19 protein-coding genes are annotated in these 21,561 nt (G+C 46.7%); 11 read left to right on the forward strand and 8 right to left on the reverse strand.

The window, feature by feature from the left end:
• The first annotated feature begins 42 nt into the window (after positions 1-42).
• The 4 genes from LSG34_RS08700 to LSG34_RS08715 all read left to right on the forward strand — a co-directional run bounded on the left by LSG34_RS08700 (position 43) and on the right by LSG34_RS08715 (position 2,654).
• The gene (locus LSG34_RS08700) at positions 43-573 is read left to right on the forward strand and encodes a helix-turn-helix domain-containing protein (RefSeq protein WP_233008452.1); all 531 of its coding nucleotides are present in this window, start codon (positions 43-45) and stop codon (positions 571-573) included.
• Positions 570-1,298, forward strand: a complete 729-nt coding sequence (locus LSG34_RS08705; RefSeq protein ID WP_233008454.1) for an AzlC family ABC transporter permease — start codon at positions 570-572, stop codon at positions 1,296-1,298. Before LSG34_RS08700 ends, LSG34_RS08705 begins: the two co-directional genes overlap by 4 nt.
• Positions 1,291-1,638, forward strand: coding sequence for an AzlD domain-containing protein (locus tag LSG34_RS08710; protein ID WP_233008456.1), 348 nt, complete (start codon positions 1,291-1,293; stop codon positions 1,636-1,638). Before LSG34_RS08705 ends, LSG34_RS08710 begins: the two co-directional genes overlap by 8 nt.
• 179 nt (positions 1,639-1,817) lie before the next feature.
• The gene (locus LSG34_RS08715) at positions 1,818-2,654 is read left to right on the forward strand and encodes a hypothetical protein (protein ID WP_233008458.1); all 837 of its coding nucleotides are present in this window, start codon (positions 1,818-1,820) and stop codon (positions 2,652-2,654) included.
• A gap of 45 nt (positions 2,655-2,699) precedes the next feature.
• Here the strand turns inward: LSG34_RS08715 and ggt are convergent, their stop codons facing one another.
• On the reverse strand, positions 2,700-4,391 hold the full coding sequence (ggt, locus tag LSG34_RS08720; protein ID WP_233008460.1) for a gamma-glutamyltransferase: 1,692 nt from the start codon (positions 4,389-4,391) through the stop codon (positions 2,700-2,702).
• A gap of 166 nt (positions 4,392-4,557) precedes the next feature.
• On the opposite strand from ggt, the gene LSG34_RS08725 reads away from it, so the two are divergent.
• The 4 genes from LSG34_RS08725 to LSG34_RS08740 all read left to right on the forward strand — a co-directional run bounded on the left by LSG34_RS08725 (position 4,558) and on the right by LSG34_RS08740 (position 9,015).
• Positions 4,558-6,444, forward strand: coding sequence for a serine hydrolase domain-containing protein (locus tag LSG34_RS08725; protein ID WP_233008461.1), 1,887 nt, complete (start codon positions 4,558-4,560; stop codon positions 6,442-6,444).
• A gap of 233 nt (positions 6,445-6,677) precedes the next feature.
• On the forward strand, positions 6,678-8,150 hold the full coding sequence (locus LSG34_RS08730; protein WP_233008462.1) for a mannan-binding protein: 1,473 nt from the start codon (positions 6,678-6,680) through the stop codon (positions 8,148-8,150).
• A gap of 207 nt (positions 8,151-8,357) precedes the next feature.
• Positions 8,358-8,663, forward strand: a complete 306-nt coding sequence (locus LSG34_RS08735; RefSeq protein WP_233008464.1) for a putative signal transducing protein — start codon at positions 8,358-8,360, stop codon at positions 8,661-8,663.
• A 70-nt stretch (positions 8,664-8,733) separates the two neighbouring features.
• Complete coding sequence (locus LSG34_RS08740; protein ID WP_233008466.1) at positions 8,734-9,015, forward strand: hypothetical protein; 282 nt, start codon at positions 8,734-8,736, stop codon at positions 9,013-9,015.
• 10 nt (positions 9,016-9,025) lie between these two features.
• Here LSG34_RS08740 and LSG34_RS08745 read toward each other — a convergent pair whose 3' ends face one another.
• From LSG34_RS08745 to LSG34_RS08755, 3 genes are all read right to left on the reverse strand, one after another.
• Positions 9,026-11,599: a chemotaxis protein CheB gene (locus LSG34_RS08745; protein WP_233008473.1), complete on the reverse strand. Its 2,574-nt coding sequence runs from the start codon at positions 11,597-11,599 to the stop codon at positions 9,026-9,028.
• A 94-nt stretch (positions 11,600-11,693) separates the two neighbouring features.
• The gene (locus tag LSG34_RS08750) at positions 11,694-12,302 is read right to left on the reverse strand and encodes a PAS domain-containing protein (RefSeq protein WP_233008475.1); all 609 of its coding nucleotides are present in this window, start codon (positions 12,300-12,302) and stop codon (positions 11,694-11,696) included.
• A gap of 244 nt (positions 12,303-12,546) precedes the next feature.
• Positions 12,547-14,130 carry an amidohydrolase family protein gene (locus LSG34_RS08755; protein WP_233008477.1) on the reverse strand — a complete coding sequence of 528 codons (1,584 nt, stop codon included), beginning with the start codon at positions 14,128-14,130 and terminating at the stop codon, positions 12,547-12,549.
• Positions 14,131-14,376: 246 nt separating this feature from the next.
• Here LSG34_RS08755 and LSG34_RS08760 point away from each other — a divergent pair, with 246 nt between their 5' ends.
• Positions 14,377-16,575 (forward strand): TonB-dependent receptor, encoded by a 2,199-nt coding sequence (locus tag LSG34_RS08760; protein ID WP_233008478.1) that lies wholly within the window; start codon positions 14,377-14,379, stop codon positions 16,573-16,575.
• Positions 16,576-16,653: 78 nt separating this feature from the next.
• On the opposite strand, the gene LSG34_RS08765 is transcribed toward LSG34_RS08760, so the two are convergent.
• On the reverse strand, positions 16,654-16,947 hold the full coding sequence (locus LSG34_RS08765; RefSeq protein ID WP_233008480.1) for a hypothetical protein: 294 nt from the start codon (positions 16,945-16,947) through the stop codon (positions 16,654-16,656).
• 336 nt (positions 16,948-17,283) lie between these two features.
• Between LSG34_RS08765 and LSG34_RS08770 the strand changes: the two genes are divergently transcribed.
• Complete coding sequence (locus LSG34_RS08770) at positions 17,284-17,967, forward strand: substrate-binding periplasmic protein (RefSeq protein ID WP_233008482.1); 684 nt, start codon at positions 17,284-17,286, stop codon at positions 17,965-17,967.
• Here LSG34_RS08770 and LSG34_RS08775 read toward each other — a convergent pair.
• Together LSG34_RS08775 and LSG34_RS08780 are read right to left on the reverse strand one after the other, a co-directional pair.
• A complete protein-coding gene (locus LSG34_RS08775) occupies positions 17,964-19,751 on the reverse strand; it encodes a lipoprotein N-acyltransferase Lnb domain-containing protein (protein ID WP_233008484.1) in 1,788 nt (595 codons plus the stop codon). The two genes, LSG34_RS08770 and LSG34_RS08775, sit on opposite strands and share 4 nt — an antisense overlap.
• A gap of 12 nt (positions 19,752-19,763) precedes the next feature.
• Positions 19,764-20,123 (reverse strand): hypothetical protein, encoded by a 360-nt coding sequence (locus LSG34_RS08780; RefSeq protein WP_233008493.1) that lies wholly within the window; start codon positions 20,121-20,123, stop codon positions 19,764-19,766.
• Positions 20,124-20,383: 260 nt separating this feature from the next.
• Between LSG34_RS08780 and LSG34_RS08785 the strand changes: the two genes are divergently transcribed.
• Positions 20,384-20,755, forward strand: a complete 372-nt coding sequence (locus LSG34_RS08785; RefSeq protein WP_269822846.1) for a DUF1304 domain-containing protein — start codon at positions 20,384-20,386, stop codon at positions 20,753-20,755.
• Between the two features lie 8 nt (positions 20,756-20,763).
• Here LSG34_RS08785 and LSG34_RS08790 read toward each other — a convergent pair whose 3' ends face one another.
• On the reverse strand, positions 20,764-21,546 hold the full coding sequence (locus LSG34_RS08790; RefSeq protein ID WP_269822847.1) for a class I SAM-dependent DNA methyltransferase: 783 nt from the start codon (positions 21,544-21,546) through the stop codon (positions 20,764-20,766).
• Between the last annotated feature and the right edge of the window lie 15 nt (positions 21,547-21,561).

The raw sequence follows: 21,561 nt of genomic DNA on the forward strand, positions 1-21,561 counted from the left end.
ATTATATAGAACGTTCTATATAAAGAACGATTTGGAACTGTCATGGATAAACCTACTCTTGATACGCTGGGACGCCATATTCAAAGTTTGCGGACAGCCCGCGGTTTGTCTTTGTCGCAGCTGGCTGCTGATGCCGGTATTGCTAAATCTAACCTGTCCAGACTAGAGCAGGGCAATGGCAATCCAACGCTGGATACTATCTGGCGTTTGTCGTTGCAGCTGCAGGTGCCATTTGGCAATTTGATAGCGCCTGTCAGTGCGCTGGTCGGAGACAGTGGGGTGCAGGTGCGGTTGATCGATCAGGGTAAAGACAATCCTCCTGTCGATGCCTATTGGATGTCTTGTGCACCTTTTACAGAACGCAAGGCGGAGGCTCATGCTGCTGGCACTGTGGAATCTATCACTTTGATCAGCGGTCAGCTTGAAGTAGGCACTGAAGGTGATAGCAAAACTTTAACAGCAGGACAAAGCCATAGCTTTGCTGCTGACCAGCCTCATTTGTATCGCACTGGCGAAAGCTGGGCGACTGCGCTTTTGACCATTGTGTATCAGCAAAGCGGGGAGGGGGTATGAGTTCAGTTGACCTGTCGAAAAGCTCAGCCTGGCAGCAAGGCGCCCGTGATGCTTTGCCGCTGCTCGGCGGTTATATTCCGGTGGCTATTTCTTTTGGTTTAATTGCAGTGCAATCGGGTTTTAGTGCGCTGGAAACTGTGCTTATTTCAGCTCTTATCTATGCTGGTGCTTCGCAGTTTTTGTTTATTGCTATGGTCGCTTCTGGTGCGCCACTGTGGCTGGTACTGGTGATGACTTTACTGATCAATGCCCGGCATCTGGTGTACGGGCCTAATATTGCGCCTTATTTATCAAACAGCCGCTGGTGGCCAGTGCTTATGCATGGCTTAACCGATCAGATTTTTGCTTTGGCCCATACAAGATTGCCGCAGCTGGAAGAAAAAAATCGAATGGGTTGGTACATCAGTGCTGCTTTGATTGCGTGGGGAAGCTGGATTATCGGTACTGCAGTAGGGGCTGTTGCCGGGGCTGAAATTACCAGTCGATGGCCTTTATTGGGCGAAGTGATGCCCTTTGCTTTGCCTGCGCTGTTTTTAGTCTTGTTAGCACCACGTTTTACCTCTGTGCAGTGGACCTTAACCATGCTCGTCACCATAGTGGCTGCCCTGGTGCTGAAGCTGATGGGCATGACTAATTCTGCTATTCCGCTGGCGGCATTATGTGGTGTGTCGCTGTTTTATCTGGTGCAGGCCAAACTAAAAGCAGAGGGAAAAATCCATGGATAAATCGCTGTGGTTGTTAATGCTGGCCTGCGCTGTGGGCACCTTTTTACTGCGGGCTTTGCCTTTGATCTGGATGCGGCGGCATTTGGTTCGCCGCAGTATTAGTAACAGCACTGAAGCTATGCCGGTCTGGCTGACTGTGCTGGCACCAACCATGATTGCCGCTATGTTTGGTGTGTCTCTGGTTCCTGCTCATGCTGGTATCAGTTCCTGGCTGGCAACTCTTTTGGGCGGGCTTTGCACTATTCTGGTTTGGCGGCGCACCCGTTCTTTAGGTTGGCCAGTTTGTGTTGGTGTGACTGTGTACGGTGTGGTGGTGGTGTTGCTAAAGATGATGGGCTGAGCCACAGCTGAATTGATGCTACAGGGGATTTGTTACTCGCTTATCTGCGTTTTCTTTTTCGGGATATTTTGTACCTCTTTACTTGTTAAATCCGAAGCTGCTGCTAAGTTTTCTGACGTAATGGCGCAGCCTTATGCCTGCGCCGAATGGAAGTTGAACCAAACAATGCAGGAGAGTTTATGGATGCAAATCAAACAAAATGGCGGGATAGCTATAGCCTGATCGCCGTGCTTGGTTTTTTAGCAGCCTTGTATTTCATCTATAAAAATGCAGACAATGCGCTGACAAACTGGTACTGGCTGATGGGGCTTTTTGTGCTGGTCTTGGCTGTGATTGGCAAAGTCATGTGTGGCACCTGGAAAGGTGTGTTTGTCGATGAACGCAATGTGATGTCTTTGTCCAGGGTACAAATGGTGGCCTGGAGTATTTTGGTGCTTACAGCTGTGCTGGCTTTGGTGTTGCACAATATAGAGACAGGGGATGGCAATTGTCTGCGTGATGCAACTGGTTGTGTACCTGACATTCCGCAGCAGCTGTGGTTATTGATGGGTTTTAGCACAGCTACCCTGGTGGCATCTCCTGTGTTGTTGAGTAACAGTGGTGCTGCAGAACCAGACCAAAAGAAAAGTGAGGAAATTACCAATGGTCTTGCCAAACAGGGTTATCAGACGTCTGAGCAGGAGCTGAGTGGCCCCTTGTACAGAAACGAATCACCACAAGATGCACGCTGGTCGGATTTAATCACTGGGGAACAAAACAGCAATTGCTTGCATCTGGATTTACCCCGCTTGCAGATGTGCTTTTTTACTCTGGTCGCCTTGCTGATTTACTCTGTATTACTGCATGGACAACTGAGCCAGGCCGCTGCTTTTGAGTCATTACCGGATTTGAGTGAGGGGTTGCTTGCTATTATCGCCATCAGCCACGGCGGTTACCTGGTCAGCAAGGCCAGTCAGAACAGTGTGACCACTACTGCTCCTGCTAAAAACTCTGGTACGGATCAGCCAGCACAATAACTACTCCGGGCTGGATGATGCTCTCCAGCCCCTTATAGTGCTGACTTAATACTCAATCACTTTCGCCACACCACGGGAACGTGGGTCGGCTGCGGCTGTTACTTTATCTGCTGTCACTTGTATCGCTTGCACGTCACCTAAATTCCAGCCTTGGGTATGCAGGGTGTAACCTTTTTTCGTCAGCTCTTGTTGTACCTCTGCAGAGAGTGGGGCGTAAGGCTCCATAGTGATTTGGTCTTTTGGCAATAACTGGTGATGAAAACGCGGGGCTGCGACGGCCTCTTGTAGTGGCATGTCGAAGTCGAACAGGTTGGTGATCACCTGAAAAATAGAGGTAATGATGGTTGAACCTCCCGGTGTACCAACCACCAGCTGCACTTTATTGTTCTGCACCAAAATGCTGGGTGTCATAGACGACAGCATACGTTTACCCGGTGCTATTGCATTGGCATCGTTGCCTATTACACCAAAGGCATTGGGTACCCCAGGTTTGGAAGAGAAATCGTCCATTTCGTTATTCAATAAAAAACCAGCACCTTGCACCACCACGCCGCTGCCAAAATCCAGATTCAGCGTATAGGTATTGGATACCGCGTTGCCGTGCTTATCCAAAATAGAGAAGTGAGTGGTGTGATAACCCTCAAGGCCTGGCTTTATAGCTTTGGTTTCTGAGATAGCTAACGGATTGATTTCTTTAGCGCGTTTATCCAGATAGGTGCTGTCGAGCAATTGCTGCTGCGGCACTGTGACAAAACCAGGGTCACCCAAATACTCTGCCCGGTCAGCATAAACCCGTTTTTCCAGCTCAGCTATTAAGTGCACATACTGGCTGCTGTTGTGTTTTACGTTTTCGAAATCACTGCTGCGGCGCTGCTTTAAACCCAATAGCTGAGCCAAAGCTATGCCACCTGAACTTGGTGGCGATGCACTAATGAGCTGCTTGTCGCGCCATGGAGTGACTAAAGCATCACGCCAGCCAGCGCGGTAAGCGGCTAAATCTTCCATGGTGATTAAACCTTTACCCCGCTGCATTTCTGCCACTAACAGCTCTGCCGTTTTGCCTTTGTAAAAATCGTCAGGGCCTTGTGTTGCAATGCGTTTCAAGGTTTCGGCAAGCTCTGGCTGTTTGAAGTTTTCGCCTGCTTTCATCGCGGCAAAATACTGCGCAAAGTTGGTTTTACCCTCCAGTTGCTGTAATAAATCGGCGCGGTACTGATACTGGTTTTCAGCCACAGTAAAACCAGTGCTGGCGTAGTGAATAGCCGGAGCTACTAAGTCTTGCCATGGCAAGGAGCCAAACTTTTTATGTGCCAGCCATAATCCCATCACAGTGCCTGGCACACCGCTGGTTTTATGGCCTATTAAACTTAAGTTCTCAATCACCTGCTTGTCGGCATTTAAAAACATATCCTTATGAGCCGCCGCTGGTGCTGTTTCGCGGTAATCAAGGAAATAAGGTTTGCCGTCAAACCAGACCAGCATAAAACCACCGCCGCCTATATTGCCAGCTTCGGGGTAAGTGACAGCCAAAGTAAAAGCTGTGGCTATGGCCGCGTCTACTACATTACCGCCTTTTCGCAGAATTTGTTCCGCCACTAAAGCACCGTATTGATCAGGAGATGCGACAGCGCCGTGTTTTATGCTTTTGGTTTGGGCTGTAGTTTCTTTTGCCTGCAAAGGGCTAAAAAGTATGGATAAAGACAGCAGTAACACGGAAGAAAAAAAGCGGTAAGCCATAACTAACTCCTTGATGTTTGACTACTGTTCTATCCTTTCAATCACTCAATTGCAAGCTCAGGGCTAAAACTACTGCTGTGGTCATAACCTTGAAATTCTAATTGTATGAATATCTTACTATCGACTAGTCTGTGGTTTTAATACAACTTCTGACATGGATGTGGTGATGCGAAATTGGGTTTTGGGACTTTTGTTGTTTTTGGGATCTGCGGCTGCTTCAGCCGAACAACCCCAGGTTGCACAGGCAGAATTTGAACAATTTCTGGATGAATTGATACAACCTCGTTTGGACAAAGGCGTATTGTCGAATGTCAGCGTAGCGCTGGTGTATCACAACAAACTTGTAGTAAGCCGCGGTTATGGTTTTGCGGATCAAGCTGCAGGGCAAAAACTCGACCCAACCCAGCATTTAATTCGCCCAGGTTCTGTGTCCAAACTACTGACCTGGACAGCGGTCATGCAGTTGGCAGAGCAGGGCCTGATTGATCTGGATACGGATATTAACAGCTACCTGGATTTCACTATTCCAGAGCACCCAAGCGGCCCTGTGACTATGCGGCATTTAATGACGCACAGAGCAGGTTTTGAAGACGTACTGCGTGATTTAATGGCTACTAGCCCACAGCAATTAGTCAGCAACGAAGAATGGCTCAAACGCTGGGTGCCACAACGGGTTTTTGCTGTGGGCACTGTGCCGGCTTATTCCAATTACTCTGCGGCTTTGGCAGGTTACATTGTGGAGCGAGTCAGCAAAATGCCTTTTGCGACTTATGTTGAGCAGCATATTTTCCAGCCTGCTGGCATGAAAAACTCCAGCTTTCGCCAGCCTGTACCAGATGCTTTAGCTGGTCATATCGCAAAAATTTATGATAAGTCAGGCATCAGGCAAGTGCCTTACGACTATATCAGCCCAATACCTGCAGGTTCTTTATCGGCTACAGCTCAGGATATGGGGCTTTTTATGGCTGCTTTTTTAGCGGAAGCTAAAGATGGAACTACACCGCTACTGAATGCCAAAACCCGTGAACAAATGCTTAGTTACTCTGCATTTGCTGCCCAAGGTATGGACACTATGGCGCTGGGTTTTTTCCGCGACAATGAGCAAGGTTTGCAGATTTGGCAGCACGGTGGCAATACCCGCACTTACCATAGTCATTTGATGTTGGTTCCTGAATTTGGTGCCGGGCTTTTTGTCAGCATAGGTTCTGCGGCTGGCCGTGCTCAGGCTTATGAGTTACGCGAAGCGTTAAACACCGCCTTTATTAAAAAATACCTGCCAACCAAGGCTACTGAAACTCAGCTGCATTCCGATCCTGCTGGCGAGAAACAGCGAGCTGATGAAGTGATAGGCTATTACCAAAGCAGCAGGACAAGTTTCAGTACCTTGCTGGCCGTGCTTCAACCTCTGTATCGGTTAAAAGTCACGGCAACAGAGACTGGTGATTTGATTTTGGCAGGGTATAACAAAGCAGACAATACATCCTGGTTATGGCGCGAAGTTCAGCCTTATCTGTGGCAACAAGTAGATGGGCAAGACAGGCTGAGTGCAGTGGTCAAACCCGGCCAGCCTGTGATGTTAAATATCGGCGCTTTAGCCGCTGTACAGTCCTGGAATAAAGTTCACCCTCTGGCCAACGCTGCTGTATTGCTTCCTGCCTGGTGCAGTGCACTGGTGATTTTGTTGTTGGCAGTGCTGAAACTGCCGTACTTGTGGTTCAGGTATAAAAAACGCTGGGTGCACCAGACAGGAGCTATTACTGCGATAGCTGTGGCTTGCTGTGCTTTAGCTCTGTTTGCTGGTTTAGCTTTGTTAAATCTGGCGCTGGATGGGATCTACAGCTTTGCTCCTTCAGATCTGCTGATCCGCGCCGCCCAGTTGTTATGCTTTTTTGCAGTGTTAGGCCTTGTTCCTGCGGGATTACTGTTAAAGCAAAGCTTTGGAGCTGGTGTTTGGCGACAACGAATACTGCATACGCTGACTGTCTTGGCATTTTTATTTATTGCTTCTTATCTTGCTGTATATAACTTGTGGTCGGTGCAGCTTTATTACTAGCTTGAGCTTGACTTATGTTTCCCTGGAAACTTATTTCAAGTGCTTAATTGCTGTTTTTACACAGAAGTTATATGTCGTGCGAGAAAACAGAACAGTTTCTTTTTTAGAAAACCTTCCTTTTTCCATAATAGCAACTAGAGTTTTCGAAACGGGTAAATGTGGTGTGGTAAAACCAGCAGACCCTGTTGCTAAAAAAGATAAAGACAACAACCCCAAAGGAAGGAATACCGCAGATGAATACCTTAAAAATACTATCAGCAGGCAGCCTGGTTTTCGCCTTGTGTTGTGCATCCACTCCGGTGTCGGCAAATCAGGCCTACAAGGCCACAACCGCAGCTGCAGCAGCTTGTCCTGTAGACCCAGCCTGGCTGAATAGCCCCTCTATGCCGACTGAAGTGAAAAAAAGCGGTTCGGATGGCAGCTCAAATTTTTGTGATTTTTACCAGTTTTCCACTCAGGCTTTTTTGTATCTGATGTCACAAAACAGCAGTGGTCAGCGTAACTTTATGAACCAGGCTTTGTATCCGGTGCTGGAGTTTGATGCCAATGGTAATCCGGTGAATTCCTGTGACAACGCCATCACAGGTTCGACTTTAAGAACCAGTCTGGATAAAGCCGACAGCACTTCCATATCAACAGAGCAGGCGGGCGATGGCGCTACTATTTATGCTCAGGATACCAATGTGGTGTATTACGATGTGCGTTTTGACAAGGGCCTGTGCAGCTTGTCGGGCAGTGCTGTAACACTGCAACAACAAAACATCATTAACTTCCCATCTGGCACCACTGAAATGAAATCGGCCTGGAAACTGCTGTCCGCGGCCGAAGTGGCTGCCGGTACTTTTGTGACTCAGCCTCAGACTATTGGTGGTCAGAACGTGACTTTAGGTTTGGTGGGTATGCATATCGCTGTTGCCACTACGGATCATCCTGAATTTGTCTGGGCAACCTACGAACATCAAATGAACTCGCCGGATTGCACGCCAGTTGGAACTCAGCCTGCATCTCCCTGGACTTTTGCCAGTGCCAGCTGCACCAGTGGTTTACCTGGCACAGCCGCATCAGGCAATGCCTGTAATTTTAATAACCCATTGAAAAACCAGACTGCACCTACGGGCACAGCCACCAATATCTGCCGGGTTTATCCTTATGGCACTGCAGCAGGCGACTTAAAAGCGGATGAAAACGTCGCTGATATTATGCAACAAAACAGTGGTGTGGATGCGTTGCTGGCAGGAAGCAGTGTTCCGGCAGGTATGCAGGTACTGGCGAACTACTTTCATGTAGGAGCCTTGTGGGTCAGTGATATCACTCAAAGTTCAGGTGGAGTGGGTGTACCAAATGAGCGGGGTTCGTTGCGTTTAGCCAATACAGTAGCCGAAACTACCTTTCAGAATGTGGATTTGCAAAAAGGTTTTGCCAGTAACTGTTTTGGTTGCCACAACTACAGCGGCACAGGCCAGAGCGTCAGCAATAACATTACGTCGCAGAACCTGAGCCATCTCTTTTTAGATGTAAAAATTGGGCAAGGTGAAAATGTGGATGTGACAGCGCCCACAGTGATTAGCAACAACAGTGCCGCAGCCGGTATTTGTGGCGGCGCAACAGGCGTATGCCAAAACGCCGGCAGTAACCTGAAATGGAACGGCAACTGGACCAATGTCAATACCAGTGCTGGTTCTGTCTGTGGTTGTACTGCGCAGTAACTGATTTTTACTCTAGCCCGCTTTTATCAGGCCACTTTGCAGAGCTGCTATTTTATTGTTGAAATAGCAGCTCTGTTGCAGTTTCATCAAGGCTCTACTATTTTCCGTTCACCAATACTCAGCTCTATACTGTATCGTGATGGTTCGTTATGCCAAGTCCAGACTGTGTTCACTTTCCTGTGATATGGCACCAGGAGTAAAACCAGCATGAAGATGATTTATACCCATGAAAACAGGCTGATTGTCAGCAATATCAAAAACATTCTGCAACGCCGTGGTTTTGAGGTTTTTGTTAAAAACGAACATGCCGTCAGTGTGATGGGCGAGGTGTCGGCCTTTGATAGCTGGCTGGAATTATGGCTGGTGGACGAAAATGATTTTGCTTTAGCCAGCATGATATTAAACAACCTGAAACTCGACAGTGAAGCTGAAGATTGGCACTGCAGCAAATGCGCCGAAGAAAACGCAGCTTCATTTGAGTTATGCTGGAATTGTGGTACTGAGCCGGGCTGAAGGAGAAATAACTGCACGGCAAGCGTTGGCGCTGTATAGTCTTGCTGAATATCCTTTTGTGTAAAAACCTATGAATTTAGATAAAGCGAAAAAACGTCTTTCCAAGCAACTGACTAAAGGCTTTGAGGGTTACCCAGTGTTGTCTCTGGCTTATTTCGGTGACACTACGGATAAAGCGACCGAAGTGCTGCTGACTTTTGTATTAGAAGAAGGTGCGGCTGCTATGGAGCAGAGATTTTCCAGTACAGAAGATGTCCGGCAGGATGAGACTATTCAATCTGTACTGGTAAAAATTATTGAGCGTTCAAATGCGAAAACTGTCACTGAAATTCCTGGCGTCAGCATCAAATAAAACGGCTTGATTAGGGCGCAATTGAGGTTGGTGTCGATTGTTCCCGCAACGCTGCTTCCAGTCTTTTAGTGGTGCTGATATCTACCAGCGTAATGACCACACCATCTATCACATTGTCCAGCCTGCGATACGGCATAATGCGTACGGTAAACCAGCGCTCGTCATTGGTTGGAATTTGTTTTTCGGAAAACACCAGTGTGCGCAAGGTATCCTGTGCATCCTGATGCAGGGCTGGATACAACAAACTGCTGGTCAGGTCGGTCAGTGGCCGGCCCAGATCGCTTTCGCGCAGGTTAATAATTTTGGCTGCTCTGTCGGTGTAACGTCTGACATTGAGCTGCTGATCCAAAAACAACACTGCAATTTCTATACTGTTCAGCGTATTTTGTAAGTCGCTTTGTGCCAAAGCTAAGTCGTCCAGTTTGGTCTGCAACTCGGTATTGATAGTTTGCAGCTCTTCATTCATCGACTGCATTTCTTCTTTGGAAGTCGTTAGCTCTTCATTGGTTGATTGCAGTTCTTCGTTGGTGGACTGTAATTCTTCATTACTCGATTGCAGCTCTTCTTTGGACGCCTGAGTTTCTTCGCGCAACAGCTGAATTTCATCCAGATATTGTTGCTGCACAGCAGCCAATGAAAAATCGACGCTGGCTGCCGGATTCTGTGGATCTGTTGCTTCGCCTGCCACATCACGGAATACCACCATGGTCATGCCTTGCAAAGCAGCAGGTTCACGCAGCGCCTGCACTGTAATATCAACTCTTTGACTGGTGTCTTTTTCCGAGACCGCCAATCCACGTAACTGCAAGGGGGCATTGTGTTGCGCTGCTTGTTTTAATGCGGTAGCGAGCGGCGCCCGCAAGCCATCCCGAGCCATAGCGTGGAAGTTCCAGTTGGCTTTACCAGCCGCAGGCTCCAGATATTTACCTGTTCTGCCACTGATATAAACGATATCACCGCTGCCGTTCAGCACTACTGCTGCCGGGGAGTAAACCTGTAACAGCAGCTGATCCGCGGCAGTTTGCAGGTTATCAATTTTTGGGGTGGGTGTTTTATCAGTTGGCACCGGATGCTCCTTAGCAAGTGTGGACAGAGGTGGAAAAGATTGAACCGGCAGTTTTGAGCCTGCTGTCTTTTGACGGGGCAGGCGCTGATACAATCTTAACTTGGCCTGGATAGGTGTAAATAAATCATGAAAACGGCCTGTAGTTTCTGAGCTGCCAAGCAGCAAAATTCCTTTTTCACGCAGGCTGTAATGAAACAGAGGCAGCAGGCGGCGCTGCAACATAGTATCAAAATAAATCAACAGGTTGCGACAGACAATTAAATCCAGTCTGGTAAAAGGTGCGTCCAGAATAACGTCATGCTGTGCGTACAAAATCATGTCACGTACGGACTGCTTGATTTGGTAGCAGTTGTCATGACGGATAAAAAAACGTTCCAGCCGCTCAGCCGACACATGCTCGGCAATCGACAACGGATACTGGCCACGACGTGCACTGCTAATAGCGTCCAGATTTAAATCTGACGCAAAAATTTGCAGGCTAAAACCCTCAAATTCGCTATGCCGCTCCAGCACCTCGCAAAAGGTGATGGCCAGTGAGCAGGCTTCTTCACCGCTCGAACAACCGATACACCAGGCCCGTAGCGCTTTGGTTTCTATATGTTGTTGCAGTAATTCAGGCAGTACCACTTCGGATAAATGTTGCCAGACGGCAGGTTCCCGGAAAAAGTTAGTGACGCCAATCAACAGCTCTTTAAACAGCAGCTCGATTTCCTGCGGGTTGTCGGGCAAAAAGGCGGCATAGTCTGGCAAAGACCCGATGGAGTGAATTGCCATACGCCGCTCGATACGGCGCAACAAGGTGCTACTTTTATAAGACGAAAAATCATGGCGGGTTTGGCGCTGCAACTGCACCACAACCTGTTGCAGTGCATCTGACGGCGTATCGACTAATTCTGCGTTGTCTTGTGGCTGTTGATGCACTTCAGGCTTATGAGCGATCACCGCAAGAATACGGCCCGGCAGTTCGGCTGGTGTATCAATAATATCGGCGAAGCCAGCGTTAATGACGCTGTTTGGCATGGAGTCAAACTGTGCCGAATCAGGCTTTTGTACTAAGGACAAACCACCCACAGCTTTTATGGCCTGGGTGCCAAGAGTACCATCCGACCCCATACCTGATAGCACTACGGCAATGGCTCGTTCACCCAAAGAGGTGGCGAGGGATGAAAATAAAATATTCACCGGAAGACGCATGCCACGAGGCTCAGACGGAGGTGCCAGTTTTAAAGTCCCATTGGCTACTGTCAGTTCTGTGTCGGGCCGGATCACATAAAGATGGTCCGCTTTAATCACCATGCCATGTGCAGCTTCCTGCACCGGCATAGTGGTAACCCGCTGTAATAACTCAGGTAATAAGGCTTTTTTGGTCGGGTCCAGATGCTGGACTACAATCCAGGCCATGCCTGTGTCTGCTGGCGTCTGGGCCAGAAATTGATTCAGCGCTTCAAGGCCGCCGGCCGATGCACCTATACCAACGATGCGAGGGGGAGTGGTTGTTGGGCTATGTTTCGAACTCACAATAAGACGGTACTCATTCAGGGGGCTCACTACAGAAAACGGACAACCCGTCATTGCTGACGGGAATAAAAAACAGGTCAGACAACCTTAAGCTTTAGCTGATCAGCTTTGGTTCTTCGTCTGTGATCATCATCATGATGGCACGTCGATCCGGCGACAAGGTGATGCTCAGTTCCAGACTATGCAACCCTGTCTGAGCGGGATTTGTAGTCAGAATTTTATTGGTGCTGGTATCGCCACTTTGTAGCCGGGTTAAGGCGGTTTTTAGCTGGGCCTTACTTTCTGTGCTCAGCAAAGAATCGACTGGTTGGCCTAAAAGTTGTTCTTTGACTGTATCAAACAAGCGGGCTGCGGACAGATTACAGTCCATAATCACGCCGTCTGTTCTGAGCAGCATGCAGCCGGTAGCGGCCATCTCAAAAAACATCCGGTAGCAGCTTAATTCATGATTTGATTCCAGTTCATTGGCCTGCAATTGTTCAAGCTGCATATCAAGTTCGACCTGATAAGTTTGTAACTCGTGCAGTAATTTCAGGCCGTCACCGGCAGTATCAGGCGCACTGCTTAACTGATAGAGCACTGCAAGAGCTTCTGAACTTGCGGCTACAACGTCACTACACTGAGCTGTGCCATCTTTGAGTCTTTCTTTGGCTTGCTGGCGTAATGAGGTCACATCTTGATGAGGATTAATGAAGTCAGACATATAAGTCTCCGTTCTGATTGACGATCATGTACCGCGCTTGCTGTCACAAGTGGACGGCGGACAGAGGGCCATCTGCGTCTGGCTTCCTGAGGTGGGTCGAGTATAGACCTATTCGTGACGGGCATGCACTGATTAAAGCAACCAGGGCGAAGAATAGGGAAAGATGAAGCTTATTTGGTGTTTGTTTATTGAAGAGAGGAGCGGGTACAAGACCCGCCTCTATCATCGAAACAACGGGTTAATTTTAAGATTTTTGGGCGTCTTTGGCTTTCTGAACAATATCGCGCACATCTTTTAACAGCTGCTGTGCATCGTACACCACACCATCTTTAATGGTGTAACGCACGCCTTTACTGCGCTCTGGTTCATTATTGTCATTGAGTCTGTAATGGCCTGTGCCATACAGCACTTTAAAGTTAGCCAGTGGGTTTTCTGCCACTATCAGCATATCGGCTTTTTTGCCCGGTACTAAGCTGCCTATGTCTTTCTCCATACCCAAAGCCTGAGCGCCATTTAAGGTAGCGACCTGTATCACTTCCAGCGGATTAAAGCCTGCTTCACGCAGCAGTTCCAGCTCCTGAATATAAGCAAAACCATAAATTTTATAGATGTAACCCGCATCAGAGCCAGCAGTGACACGGCCGCCATGGTTTTTGTAGTCATTTAAAAACTGGAACCAGATGCGGTAGTTTTCGCGCCAGGCTATTTCCTGATCAGTAGTCCAGTCAAACCAGAACGAACCATGGGCATAACGATTAGGTTTAAAGAAGTTACTCAGTGTTGGTAAGGTGTAGTCCTGATGCCATTCAGCATTACGCTGCGCGCTGGCATCCCGTGTGGCCTCATAAATGGTCAGCGTAGGGTTGATGGTAAAGTCCAGTTTGATCAGCTCATCCCGCACTGCATTCCATTTGTCTGAACCCGGTGCTGCTGCTTGTTTCCATAACAAACCCGCGTTAGCGAATCTGTCCTGCTCATTCTGATAGTTGTAATTGGCCGGATAATTCTGGATCACCTGACCAGTAAACAGCGCTTCAGGTAAACCATACCAATGTTCCATCGAAGTTAAGCCCATGCGGGCGCTATCCAGTGCATTGGTGCCCATCACGTTGAGCTGAGCATGGTGCATCATAGTGCCGAGCTTTTGTTTTTTCGCTTCATCTAAAGCGGCCGAAATAATAGCCGGGGTAGAGCCAAAAAATTTAATACCAGCGGCGCCTGAGTCTTTAATATCCCGCACCCAGTCTCTGGCTTGTTCCGGGCTAAACACGGGTTTACTCAGGCCCTGACCAAAGCCGATATAAGGCACAATACGAGGCGCTACTATGCTGTTTTTCTCTGAAGCTTTGACATGACGCATGGTCCAGTCCACACCATTAAAGCTGCCGGGTTCACGCACTGTGGTAATGCCGTGCGCCAGCCAGAGTTTAAATACATATTCGGCCGGAGTGCCGTTGGCAGAGCCACCAATATGGCCATGCATATCAATAAAACCCGGCAGAATATACATGCCACTGACATCCATTTCCTGATCGCCCGACTGAGCTTTAGGCCTGCCTTCAGGCAATACAGGCACGCCTGGGTTTCCTACTGCAGTGATTTCTGTAATGCGATCCTGTTCAATCACTATATCGACAGGCCCAACAGGAGGCGCGCCTTCACCGCTGATGTAGGTACCACCACGCAAAATCAGTCGTTTATAGGGGCCTTCGCCTCTGTCACGTTCAGGTGCTGACGGAGTTCGTTCTGCTGTGCTTGCTGCTGAATAGGCTGGCTGACCAGCTAGTGCCAGCACTAAAGCTGTGCCGATGAAAGGCAGAATGCGCATAGTTTTTCCTTATATTTTTTTATGTTGCATAGGCTGTAAATCACTATGGCAAGGTGCAGAGCAAGCTGCAACTGAATAGGTTTAATCGAGGTATTGCAGCGATAATCAGTCAACTGTCGGGCATATCTCCGGGTTTTAGTTCCTGATTTTCTTTGTTTTGTTAATGACGAATATAAGTCAATTCGCATATACTTGTATGCCTTCGTGGCCGACCTGCACACAACAAAATAATAGTGGAGAGCCTTTTTGAATACTACGAAATTACCAGTCCAGCGTTTTGCAACCCGAGTCAGTTTAGTAGGCGCAGCTATAGCTACAGCTTTGTCCTCTATGGCATGGGCAGAAGAACAAGCACAACCCACAGATGAAGACCAAATTGAAACCATTCAGGTGACAGCCACCAAACGTACTCAGGTGATTTATGAAGTGCCTTTAGCCATCAGTGCTTTTAGTGGTGATGCGTTAGCTGAGCAGGGCATCAGCGACCTTACTGATGTGGGTAAGTTTGTGCCTAACCTGAATGTGACAGGTTTTTCTGCAGGACATACGTCCTCTGCTAACCCTTTTATTCGGGGTATCGGTTTACAGGATCACTTGATCACCACAGATCCTGGTGTCAGCGTCTATGTGGATGGCGTCTATCTGGGACGTCAGGTAGGTCAGAACTGGAACCTGAGCAACATTGAACGTATCGAAGTATTACGTGGCCCTCAAGGCACCTTGTACGGACGTAACTCTATTGGTGGTGCTATTAATATCATCACCAAGCAGCCGGACGAAGTGGCTGTGACCAAAGTAGCACTGGAAGCTGGTGGTCGTGGTCGCGCTAAAGGCGATGTATTTGTTAATCGTGAACTGACTGACACCCTGGCTTTTAACTTTAACGCCGGGTACAACCAGCGTGATGGTTTAGGCAAATTTATCAATGTGCCTGATGCTGAATATGATGTGGGTGAAACCCGCGAGGCTTATGGTCGCTTCTCTGTAAAAATGACGCCTAATGACGATTTTAGTCTGGTGCTGACAGCGGACGGCAATGATGGTGAAGGTGGTTTACGCCCGTACACTGTGCTGATTGATGAAGTACCAACAGGTGCCTATTACACTGGTATGCGTTTTGGCGCGCCAACCCCAACAGGCCCTCTGCGTAATTCTGATCTGGCACCAAATATTTATGACAACGCTACAGGCACTAAAGAAGTCACAACGGTCAGCAATGAAGCCAGTGGTGTGTCCTTAACTGCCGACTGGAGTCTGAACGACGAGCTGTCCACCAAAGCTGTGCTGAGCAACAGAACCTCTGAATATAAAGCTGGTTTAGATGATGACGGTACTATTTATGAGCTGGATCATTACCCTGAGCGTGGTGATGCCGATCAAACTTCTGTCGAATGGCAGTTATCCGGCGTCTATGGTGATATGGACTTTGTTTCAGGCTTGTACTGGTTTGAAGAAGAAGGCAGTAACCGTCAGGGGGAAGACTCCCGCTTTAATGGCGGTGCTAATACGCTGGAGCTGGATCAAACCTCTACCAGCCGTGCTGTGTTTGCCAATCTGGGTTATCAACTGACGGACGATTTACGTCTGGCCGGTGGTTTACGCTTTAACAAAGATAAAAAAGATGTAGTGGCAAACGTGGGTACCGGTCCTTTTGCTGCCAGCGATGAGTGGAGCCAGATGAGTTATGACTTATCGGCCAGCTACCGTCTGGAAAATGGCATGAACCTATACGGCACTATTCAAAGTGGCTACCAGTCAGGCCAATTCCCGGCTCGCCCATACTGCTTATTTGGTAATCCTGAATGTTTAGTGGCGACAGATAATATCACTGCTGTGAACTACGAAATGGGGATTAAAGGTCAGGTTACTGATACCTTTAGTATGAGCATTGCGGTCTTTAACACTGTGTTTGATGATTTACCTTATCAGGTCAGCACCACAGCAGAAGGCGGATTCAGCACGACTAACCTGGTCGTCAGCCAGACATCCCGCGGCGTGGAATGGGAAAGTACAGTGTACTTCTCTGATGCTTTTAAACTGCACAGTGCTGTGGGTTGGATTGACGTCGATGTCGATGAAAAAGACGGAGTTAAACCTGTAGCGCCGTTAACTCCAGAGCTGACCGCTGCGATAGGGCCTTCTTATGAGTTTGGTTTGGCCAATGGTGGCTCCATCACCACCCGCATTGACTATTCATTCCGTGACGAGATGTATGGTGAGCCAAGTTCAGATCCGGGTCGTTTGACTCAGATCGACAGCCGTGAGCTGGTGAATATGGATATTGCCTATACTCCGGCCAGCGGAGACTGGACAGTGGCTTTTTATGGTCATAACGTCTTTGATGAGCGTTACGACAATGCCCGTTTAAATACAGGTGACTATGTGCTCAGAATTCTGAGTAACGATGCCAGCGAGTTTGGTTTACGTTACACCGCAGAGTTCTGATCCTAAAGTGCTCTATGTTAAAAGCCCATGACGATGCCGTCATGGGCTTTTTTGTTTGCTCTTTTGCCTGAGTTTTTGCTATCTGGCGCTGGCGCCACCGCCACCTAAAAACAGGGCTGCCCCTATGACAAAACCCAAATCGTAAAAGCCACCTGAGTTTGGAAAAGCATAGATACGCACGTCGGTAAAATAGCTGGCAATTAAGCTAAATACGATACAAAAACCATGAAATAACCCCATCAAAAAACTCATAGGTTCTGTTTCGCTTAAGCTTGCAATGGGCTGGGTTGCACAGCCAGCTAAAATGCCAGCCGCGACAATAAACAGCAGCAGATTTTTGTATTTCATGACAACGCGCTTGATAAATTGCATAAGTATCCTTGATGGGGGCCCGTCTTTGTACATGAAGCCTTGTGTACAAGAGGGGGATAGATGAAGCCAGATCAGCGATTCAGTGTAGCATGGTGAACGCTGCTCAGTTTGGCAGGCAAATATCTGTGACTACTTCACTTAGTTTTCACTGACTAATTTTCACTGACTTATGTTTCAGATCAAAGCCATAACTGGTGACTTGTTTTGATCTGGTTTATCTTTAATTCAACAGCAGTTTACTGAGTTTGTCATTTGCGATTGTATCTATTCCTCTGGCTATTGATATGGCCTGTTTTAGCGGTAAGTCAGGATGATCGCGCCTCTACAGACCCTGCTATGTTGATCCGCATTGCTGCAGAGGACAACTGGCCGCCGTTTTCTGATCATCAGGGGCAGGGGCTCTCTGAGCAGTTGGTCAAAGCGGCTTTTGCCACTCAGGGTTATCAGATCACTACAGTTGTAGTGCCTTACGCCCGCGCTTTGCATTTCACCAGTCAGGGCATTACTGATGCTTGCTGGAATGTGACCCGGCAGCAAAACACAGAGCAGGAATTTACCCTGCATAAAATTCCGTTATTTACCGCTGATTCATTCTTTTATTATTACCGCACACTCCAGCCCTATGATTCAGCAGCGCAGATCCCTAATGGTACTGTAGTGGGGGTGATACTGGGTTATGAGTATGGGGATTTATACGAGCAGCATAAACACAGATTTCAATTGGTTCAGGTGTCCACCCACAGCCAGCTGATTGGTTTGCTGAATGGTGGTAAGCTGGATTTGGCGATATTTTTTGATGATGTATTAGGTTATTACCTACAAAATGAGGGGATTAAGGCGAAGAATATTCAACGCGGTAAGTTGAACTACCGTAGCGAAATTTATCTGGCTTTTAGCAAAGAGAATCCCCAAAGTAGTAAAAGAGCAGAAGCCCTGGATGCAGGTATTACTGAACTGAAAAAATCTGGAGCGTATCGCCAATTGATGCAGCTCAAAGGTCAACAGCTTAACGATTACTAAAAATAACTAATAAACTCTATGCTCAGGCCGGTATGCTTAGAAGATTTGGTTTCAACCCCTAGCAGTTTTAGGCTCAGTGAATTATCTAAATCCGGGAACCAGATAAAATTAGCTGTAAGCTGTTGATACTCTGAATGCCCTTTGCTTTCTCCTGAGTTGACTATGTATTCAGCGATTAGTTTGGTATCTGAAGCAAGATCAAAGCTGAGCCCTGTTTTACTGTAGATAAATGCATGGCTATTGTCGAATGAACTGGTTAATCCTGTACCCAACATAGTAAAACCAACCACATCTCTATGTAGATCATAACTTTTCCCCAAGGCTCCTGAGATTTGACCTAAAGATTCGTGCGCTAAATTTTCGGTATAAACAGGTTTATACCCCAGATAAAATTCGCCAGACCAAAGCGGAAACAGCCTAGTATCAGGGTTGAGTGATGTAACCGAATAGAGTGTGAGCTCATCTAATTTTAGTGTTCTTGTGTCTGTATTCCAGGCCAAAGTTGTCTTTGCAATTTGAAGTTCTGATTCGGATAAATACTGCCTGTTATCGCTGTGTAAAAAGTGACCTGTTGGTAAGAGGTAAAAAAGCAACTGCTTTCCGTTTTTATTATTACGCCAAGCTAGTCCTGCGGCAGAATCTTGTGGTGTTTTAGCTGGATGCTTGTAGTTGCTTAGATCTAACGTTGTTTCTTGCTCAGCACCAAGAAATTCACGTAAATGTGTAATCTCTGTTTTTGTTCGTTTATGTTGTTCTGCAAGATTATCTATTGCTATTGATAGATAAGATTTTGACAAAGGATGGTATGTAGTAGGTTGAGTTAATACTGGCTTATCGTCATAGAGCCAAGTATCTAGTGCGCTGCTTACTTTACTTGGTATTGAATCTCTTAAAGCGTTATATAGCCAAAGATCTGAGGTATCTACTGTGGTCTTAGTAATCATGTTATAGGTGTTTGCAGCTTTTACTACATCCACTGGGCTGACGATTAAACCACGTTCCGTCAGTACATCGGGATTTAAAAGTGCCAACATTTCTAGGGTCAGAGTTGCGCAATTAAAGGACTGGAAGTAATAAGTTAAATTGATTTGGTATAGTTCCCATACATGCAGCTGCAGTAAATGCAGCCTATCAGACGAGGACGATAGTTCAAATTGCCAAACGTTACGCTGTTCTTTATCTTTGTATTGCTTTAAATCTTCTTCAAAAGGACGGACACTAAAAAAACCGGGCATACCGGTCATTGTACTTTCAACAATTAATTTTGCCGGATTGAAGGTGGTAATTTCAGTAAAATAGGCCAGTGAGTGCGAAACCGGAACTTTACGAAAATTCTCGCCACTTGTTTTGAGAAATATGTGGCCCATCATGCTTGATGCTGAGGACAATACCTCGGACGCAAAGACTAAATCCAATTGTTGAAAAGGAACATGTTGTATAAACTTTTTTAATTCTGGACATTTCTCATATCGATCATTTGATAAATTGAAGCCCAGCTTGTTGGATAAATAAGTAAGTCTTGCAGGGTAGCGACAAAAAGCTTGCTGTGGTTTTTTTTTGTACAAATCTAATGTGAGTTCCTGCTCAGTTTGTTCTGAGAATTTATTCAAAGAGAGCAGAAATTGGGGATCCGTAATTTGAGGTTTTCCCTGCCAGCTATGCAGCAGCATGGTCCATACAACATCCGACGTTATTTTTTCTGAGGCAAAACTTACTCCAGAGCTTGATAATAAGAGAAGCAAAAAAAGAGCTGATAAATACCAGCTCTGCTTGGAATACAACACTGGGCGACCGACTTATTGTTCAGTACAGCTTATTTCTACAGTATCGGCGTAGTTCCACATTTTGCCGGTAGATGCGTCAGTTGTTGAGCCAAATACACCACCAATCAGAATGTTACCCCAGAAAGGTGTTGCAATATCTTTTTTGATAGGTGTAGCGTTCTGACAGCCTGGAGTTGTGCTTGTTACAACTTTATCTTTTCCATCACGCAGTACAACGACAGTTCCAGGAGTTGTAGCTTTTTTGTCATCAACAGAAACTTCGATTGGTTTATTATTAGATGAAGTGATGTTGATTGATTGCTCTTCTGAAGTCATAACACTAGCACAGCCTGAGAGTACTAAGGCAGCAACTGAAACATAGATAGTTTTCATTAATATCCCTTTAGTTATTATTAATACACGCTTAATCACGCGCGGCATAAATGTAACGATATGCTCTTGAATAATCAATAGGTTGTTTTTTTATGTGGTCTATGGTAGTAAATGCGGCTATTGACTTTTATCAGCTATTTAATTAGGCATTCTGTCTCAAATTGAAATCCACCTTGCTACGTACTGATCAATAGTCACATACTAAGTCGTCTATTTGAGCAAGGCAACGATGCCTTGATTTATCATCGGGAGATAAATACATGGCTTTGATTTCAGATTTTCTGATACTTCTGGTGGCTTTACTGCATCTGTATTTTCTGGTGCTGGAAATGTTTTTATGGGACAAGCCTAAAGGCATGAAAGCTTTTGGTCTGACCCCACAAAAGGCGGCAGAGACTAAAGTGCTGGCGGCTAATCAGGGCTTATACAATGGTTTTTTGGCGGCAGGTTTGTTGTGGGGCTTGTATCAGGGCCTGGTCTATCAGGGGGATGCAGGGCAGGATTTCAAAGTGTTTTTCCTGCTTTGTGTGCTAGTCGCTGGTGTGTATGGTGCCATGACAGCCAGTAAGAAAATTCTTTATATTCAGGCGCTGCCAGCAGCACTGGCATTGTTGTTTTTATCTTTGAGTTAAAAAGCGCTTCAGCGTTTTATACAAACAAAGAGTGCGTTACCTGACTCATTGTCCCATGCGGCAATTTTTTCGTAGTTATGTTCGAGAATATGCACTTCAAAACAGCTGCAAAGTAGCTGCTCCAGCTCTGCAAAACTGACAGCAACCATGGGGTGTTGGTCTTGCCAGAGCTGTTTCAAATCGATCGTGGTTTTTTCGATACTTAAGTTAAGTGTCTGCTTTTCGCCAGTACCGCTGTAGTTCCAGCCGGATTCAAATACAAAATGACTGTCGTCAAATACAGCGCTATGCCGTACATAAGAGTTATTGTCGATTTTGTCTTTATCCACCGCATTAAAACAAAACACGCCACCTGGTTTTAGTGCTTTAAATACGCTATCAATACAGGCTTTAAGGTTTTGAATACTGGCGCTGTAGTGAATGGAGTATAAAAAGCAGGTCACTAAATCGACTGGCTCCGTCAGAGTGAAATCACACATATTCTGCTGCATAAAGCTCGCTTCAGGGCAACGCTGCAGCGCTTTATCCAGCATAGGCTGATTTAAATCCAGCCCACTGCTTTGATAACCCGCGTCCAGAAAATGCCGGATATGTGGGCCGGTACCACAAGCTAAATCCAAATGAGTTCTGCCATCACCACCAAAAAATTGATGCAACCTGCGCGCGCTCTGGCTTTGCGCCTGATAGTCAATATCAGCACACATCAGGTCATAATAACCGGACAGGTCTGTGTACAGTGAATTTGAAGAGTGCATAGGCTGGTTGATTTGGTCAAATTTTCGGCCGCGCATCATATATCAGTTCGG

It is taken from the genome of Rheinheimera faecalis (assembly GCF_021290965.1).
Lineage (GTDB): Bacteria > Pseudomonadota > Gammaproteobacteria > Enterobacterales > Alteromonadaceae > Pararheinheimera > Pararheinheimera faecalis.

Bases quoted from the DNA above. Each gene is read 5' to 3' on its own strand.
- LSG34_RS08700 (WP_233008452.1), top strand. From the start codon at position 43: ATGGATAAACCTACTCTTGATACGCTGGGACGCCATATTCAAAGTTTG.
- LSG34_RS08705 (WP_233008454.1), top strand. From the start codon at position 570: ATGAGTTCAGTTGACCTGTCGAAAAGCTCAGCCTGGCAGCAAGGCGCC.
- LSG34_RS08710 (WP_233008456.1), top strand. From the start codon at position 1,291: ATGGATAAATCGCTGTGGTTGTTAATGCTGGCCTGCGCTGTGGGCACC.
- LSG34_RS08715 (WP_233008458.1), top strand. From the start codon at position 1,818: ATGGATGCAAATCAAACAAAATGGCGGGATAGCTATAGCCTGATCGCC.
- ggt (WP_233008460.1), bottom strand. From the start codon at position 4,391: ATGGCTTACCGCTTTTTTTCTTCCGTGTTACTGCTGTCTTTATCCATA.
- LSG34_RS08725 (WP_233008461.1), top strand. From the start codon at position 4,558: ATGCGAAATTGGGTTTTGGGACTTTTGTTGTTTTTGGGATCTGCGGCT.
- LSG34_RS08730 (WP_233008462.1), top strand. From the start codon at position 6,678: ATGAATACCTTAAAAATACTATCAGCAGGCAGCCTGGTTTTCGCCTTG.
- LSG34_RS08735 (WP_233008464.1), top strand. From the start codon at position 8,358: ATGAAGATGATTTATACCCATGAAAACAGGCTGATTGTCAGCAATATC.
- LSG34_RS08740 (WP_233008466.1), top strand. From the start codon at position 8,734: ATGAATTTAGATAAAGCGAAAAAACGTCTTTCCAAGCAACTGACTAAA.
- LSG34_RS08750 (WP_233008475.1), bottom strand. From the start codon at position 12,302: ATGTCTGACTTCATTAATCCTCATCAAGATGTGACCTCATTACGCCAG.
- LSG34_RS08755 (WP_233008477.1), bottom strand. From the start codon at position 14,130: ATGCGCATTCTGCCTTTCATCGGCACAGCTTTAGTGCTGGCACTAGCT.
- LSG34_RS08765 (WP_233008480.1), bottom strand. From the start codon at position 16,947: ATGCAATTTATCAAGCGCGTTGTCATGAAATACAAAAATCTGCTGCTG.
- LSG34_RS08770 (WP_233008482.1), top strand. From the start codon at position 17,284: ATGTTGATCCGCATTGCTGCAGAGGACAACTGGCCGCCGTTTTCTGAT.
- LSG34_RS08780 (WP_233008493.1), bottom strand. From the start codon at position 20,123: ATGAAAACTATCTATGTTTCAGTTGCTGCCTTAGTACTCTCAGGCTGT.
- LSG34_RS08785 (WP_269822846.1), top strand. From the start codon at position 20,384: ATGGCTTTGATTTCAGATTTTCTGATACTTCTGGTGGCTTTACTGCAT.
- LSG34_RS08790 (WP_269822847.1), bottom strand. From the start codon at position 21,546: ATGCGCGGCCGAAAATTTGACCAAATCAACCAGCCTATGCACTCTTCA.